The sequence below is a fragment of the Thermosulfurimonas sp. genome (assembly GCF_015491435.1).
Taxonomy (GTDB): Bacteria; Desulfobacterota; Thermodesulfobacteria; order Thermodesulfobacteriales; family Thermodesulfobacteriaceae; genus Thermosulfurimonas_A.
The window spans coordinates 1-4,399 of sequence record NZ_WFVX01000109.1 but is presented as its reverse complement, the minus strand read 5'-3'; the positions used below and the strand labels follow the sequence as shown (position 1 = coordinate 4,399).

At 60.5% G+C, this 4,399-nt stretch carries 4 protein-coding genes; 1 reads left to right on the top strand and 3 read right to left on the bottom strand.

The window, feature by feature from the left end; all coding sequences use genetic code 11:
- The 3 genes from F8J34_RS04895 to trmB form a co-directional block, all read right to left on the bottom strand.
- On the bottom strand, positions 1-649 hold a 649-nt coding region (locus tag F8J34_RS04895), incomplete at its 3' end, for an AAA family ATPase (RefSeq protein WP_297056889.1).
- A 50-nt stretch (positions 650-699) separates the two neighbouring features.
- Entirely contained in the window at positions 700-1,329 is a 630-nt protein-coding gene (locus F8J34_RS04890) for a DUF429 domain-containing protein (protein WP_297056888.1), read from the bottom strand.
- Positions 1,326-2,270 carry a tRNA (guanosine(46)-N7)-methyltransferase TrmB gene (gene trmB, locus F8J34_RS04885; protein ID WP_297056890.1) on the bottom strand — a complete coding sequence of 315 codons (945 nt, stop codon included), beginning with the start codon at positions 2,268-2,270 and terminating at the stop codon, positions 1,326-1,328. The genes F8J34_RS04890 and trmB overlap by 4 nt, the downstream gene beginning before the upstream one ends.
- Here trmB and F8J34_RS04880 point away from each other — a divergent pair.
- A partial coding sequence (locus F8J34_RS04880) for a TIGR03960 family B12-binding radical SAM protein (protein WP_297056887.1) occupies positions 2,269-4,399 on the top strand: 2,131 nt, incomplete at its 3' end. The two genes, trmB and F8J34_RS04880, sit on opposite strands and share 2 nt — an antisense overlap.

The following is a 4,399-nucleotide window of genomic DNA, read 5'->3' as shown; positions in this document are numbered from 1 at the left end:
GATCACTCTCGAGATAGGTACTCTGGTAGGCTTCAAGCCAGGCGAACCGTTCCTCCGGAGGATACTCAAGAAGGGTGGGAAGACCCCCGAAGGTGAGGAGATGTTCTAGGGCGCTCTTAAGGCGTCCCACCTCTTCGCCCACCGGAGCCGGTAAAGCGCTAAGGATCTCCGGGGCCTGGTTTAGATTTTCGAGAAGGACGGCAAGCAGGGGCTTTTCCGGAAACGGGGCGCCATAAAAGGGAGCCAGTTCCCCTAGGGTAAGAGGCCAGAGCTCGTAAAGGAAGACCCTTCCGGCAAGTGTCTCTTTAATCTTAGATAGAAGCAGGATGCGGGAGGACCCGAGAAGGACGGAAAAATCTACCTCGCGGGCATCGTAGGCCCATTTGATCTTTTCGAGGAGGGCGGGGGCCTTCTGGATCTCGTCAAAAACCGCCTCCCCCACCGTCCGGCCCCAGGCCTCGGCCGGGACACGCTCAAGCCTCAACCTTTCACCGGCCGAATCCAGATTGAAGTAGCGGTAGCGACCCGTGTAAAGTCTTTTGGCCAGCGTGGTCTTTCCCACCTGACGGGCTCCGGTGAGTACCACCAGGCGGCGCGGGGGAGAACCCCCGGGTAAACGGGCGCTTAAATACCTCGGTAACCAAATCACATGGAAATTTTATCATGGCATGAAAAATTCGCAAGGAAATTTTAAAAGAACTACGAAAGGGCCGAAGCCGCGGGAGCCGGAGGAGGGAAGGAAAAGGAGGTTTTCCGGGGCCAGATGATAGGCCCGGGCGGTAAGGGCCAGACCGAGGCGTCAAGGAGCCCGTGGGTGATACGGCGGGGATTTTCCTCCGGGAAAAGGGCCCTCCAGAGTTCCCTTAAGGCCGCCTCAGCCTCCGGCCGCAGGCCCTTATAAGTCTTAACTAAGGATTTCTTCTCCTGCGGAAGGGCGAGATAAAGGGCCGCCCGGGGATGGGTCTCAATAATGGTCCCCACCATGGGCGCTAAGGCCTCGGCAAGAAGGAGCCCCCGCACCGGAATCCCCATTAACGCATGATAGGAAACCACCCACCCCGGCTCGCCTCCTTCACCTCTCAGGATCTCCCGCAGCCTGTGGTCGGCTTCACGCAGGCCCTTTCGGTCGGTGAGGGAGAAGGAGATCGGGGCATCTAAGGCTGCGGCAAGCACCCGGTTTTTCCGGATAAAGTCCAGGATTTCGGCAAGCGCAACCGGTTCCCCCTCCGGGAGGGAGAGCCCGGGGAAAGGATTTCCTTCGCGGTCCACGGCCACGGCCCAGGTGTTTTCCTCCCCGCCGAGGTCCACCCCTAAGAAAAGGAATTTCACGGGTTAAGTTCCCGGGCCAGGAATTCCAGGGCCTCCTTGAGTCCGCGGGTGCGAAGCACCTCGCTGAAACCCGAGACATCAAGCCTCCAGCCCCCGGGAACGCGCCGGGCAAAGATCATAAAGCGCTGGAGATACCCGGCCTCAGAAAGAAGGACCTCTATCAGCCGGTCCTCCCCGTGCTCCCAGAGGCGAAAGATCTTGAGCACCAGGTCCTCGCGCGGACGAAGGGTCTTTCCGGAAAGTTCGGAAAGCCGGGAAAGGTCCTTGACCGTTACCGGAAACACGGCAGAAACCTCCTCTATTTGCGGATGGGGGATCTCCTTCGGGGGGCGTACCTTGCGGAGCCTTGCCGCATAAAGGGTCTTTCCCTGGGCCATCCACTTGGCCTCGTATTTGGTAAGCGGGGAGGCGGGGGAGAGGACCTCCCAGGAGACCTCAAAGGCCGCCACCTCGCCGGCGCTCTCCAGGGTATATTCCAGAAAGGGACGGTCGTCGGTGCGAAGGAGGATCTCCCCTCCGGTTTTAAGCCTTCGGGCAAAAAGATAGAGATTCTCCGGCCGGGTGAGACGCCTTCGGTGATGGCGCTTCTTGAACCAGGGATCGGGATAGTTGAGATAGATGGCCTCCACGGCCTCGTCGGAAAGAAGAAGATAAAAGGCCCAGTAGGCGTCAAGCCGCACGCAAAAGACATTCCTTAAGCCCTCCTCCCTCAGGCGTTTTAGGAGCTTTTCCACCGAGATCCCGGAAAGCTCAATTCCCAGGAAATATCTTTCCGGGTGCCGCTTAGCAAGGGAGACCAGAAACTCTCCGTTTCCGAAGCCGATCTCCACGGAAAGCCGCGGAAGGCGCAAGGGTTTTACGATGCGCTTATAAGGGATATAGCCCCGCAGTAAGGCCCCTCCTTTAAAGTTTTGCCTTTTGAATTTACCATAAGAAACCATGTATCCCACGGAGATCCTGGTCCGGGTGAGGAAACCCGGACGTTATCTTGAGGGTGAGATCAATGCGGCAAAGAAGCCCTGGGATGAGGCCCGGGTGCGTTTTTGCTTAGTCTATCCCGACCTTTACGAGATCGGGATGTCCCATATCGGGCTTCTCATCCTTTATCTCATCTTAAACAGCCGCACGGAATATCTTGCCGACCGAGCCTTTGCCCCGGCCCGCGATCTTGAGGCCGAACTTAAGGCCCGGGGGCTTCCCCTCCTTTCCTTAGAACACGGCCGCCCCTTGCGGGACTTTGAGGTGGTGGGGATCTCCTACCCCTACGAACTCTGCGCCACCAATATCCTTACCGTGCTTGCGCTTTCGGGAATCCCCCTTCTTTCTAAGGAGCGCACCGAGGAGGATCCGCTCATCCTGGGGGGCGGCTCGGCCATGGCCAACCCCGAGCCGGTGGCTGATTTTTACGACGCCATCGTCTTCGGGGATGGGGAGGAGGCCATCTTAGAGATAGCCGAAACGGTAAGGGAATGGAAGGAGGCGCGAGGAAGCCGCACGGAACTTCTTAAGGCGCTATCCCGCCTCCCCGGGGTCTATGTGCCCTCGTTTTTTCGCCCCCGCTATGATAGCAACGGGCGCCTCGCGGAGATTGAACCCCTTCGTCCGGGCTATGAGCGGGTTTTCCGCAGGATTGTTTCCGATCTTGACGCCGTGCCCTATCCCTTTCGGCCTCCGGTGCCCTGGTTTGCGGCCCACGATCGGCTCTCGCTTGAGATCTCCCGGGGCTGCACCCGGGGCTGCCGTTTCTGTCAGGCAAGCTCCCTTTATCGGCCCGTGCGCGAGCGATCGGTGGAAAGGGTGCTCGCCATGGCCGAGGAGGGGCTTTCGGCAACCGGCTATGAGGAGATCTCCCTCCTTTCGCTTTCCGCCGGGGACTATACCGGGCTTGAGGCCCTGGTGCGGGCCCTTTACCGGCGTTTCGGAGGCCAGCGGATCTCCCTCTCCCTTCCCTCCCTTCGGGTGGGAAGTCTCACCCCGGGGATCCTTGAGGTCCTTTCCCGGGGAAGGCGTACCGGGTTAACCCTTGCCCCGGAGGCCGGGACCGAGCGCCTGCGCCGGGTGATCAACAAGGACATCTCCGAGGAGGAGCTTTTGCGCGGGGCGGAACTGGCCCGTTCGCTCGGCTGGCGGGATGTGAAACTTTACTTCATGATCGGCCTTCCCACCGAGACCGAGGAGGACCTTCGGGCCATAGCCGAGCTTGCCCGCAGGGTGCGCCGGGCCGGAAAGGGGATCGCGGTCACGGTCTCGGTCTCTACCTTCATCCCCAAACCGCACACCCCCTTCCAGTGGGAAAGGCAGATCGATCTTCCCGAGACGAAGGAAAAGCTCACCCTCCTTAAAAAGCTCGTGCGGGGGCGGGGCTTAAGCCTTAAGTGGCACCTTCCGGAGCAGAGTTTCCTTGAGGGGGTGCTTTCCCGGGGGGATCGGAGGCTTTCGGCCTTAATCCTTAGGGCCTTTCGTGAGGGGGCCCGGCTTGACGGCTGGAGCGAGGAGTTCCGGCTCTCCCGCTGGCAAAACGCGGCCCGCGCCTTAGGCCTTGACCTTTCCGCCTACCTTAGGGAGAGACACCCGGAGGAGGTCCTTCCCTGGGAGCACCTTGACTGCGGTCTGAGTCGCGAGTTCCTCCTTGAGGAAAGGGCGCGGGCCCTCTCCCGGAAGGTCTCCCCGGACTGCCGGTTTGTAAAATGCTTAAAGTGCGGGGTCTGTAAGGGCGGAATCCGGAATGTGCTTCATGGCCCACCGGAGGACCGAAGCCCCCTTCCGGATTTTCCCTTGCCGGATGCGGTTTACTGGTACCGGGTGGTTTATGCCCGGGAGGGGCCCATGCGTTTTCTTTCGCAGCGCGAGCTTCAGCGGGTGCTTGAGCGGGCCCTGCGCCGGGCCGGCCTCCCCCTTTCCTTTACCCGGGGCTTTAGCCCCCGGCCGCGTCTTTCCTTCGGAAGGGCCCTTCCGGTGGGCGTGGCCTCCGAGGCCGAGGTCTTTTTTGTGGGTCTTTCCGAGGAGTTGCCGGAGGAAAGGATCCGGCTGCACCTTGAAAGAGAGCTTCCCGGGGGGCTCCGGTTGAGGG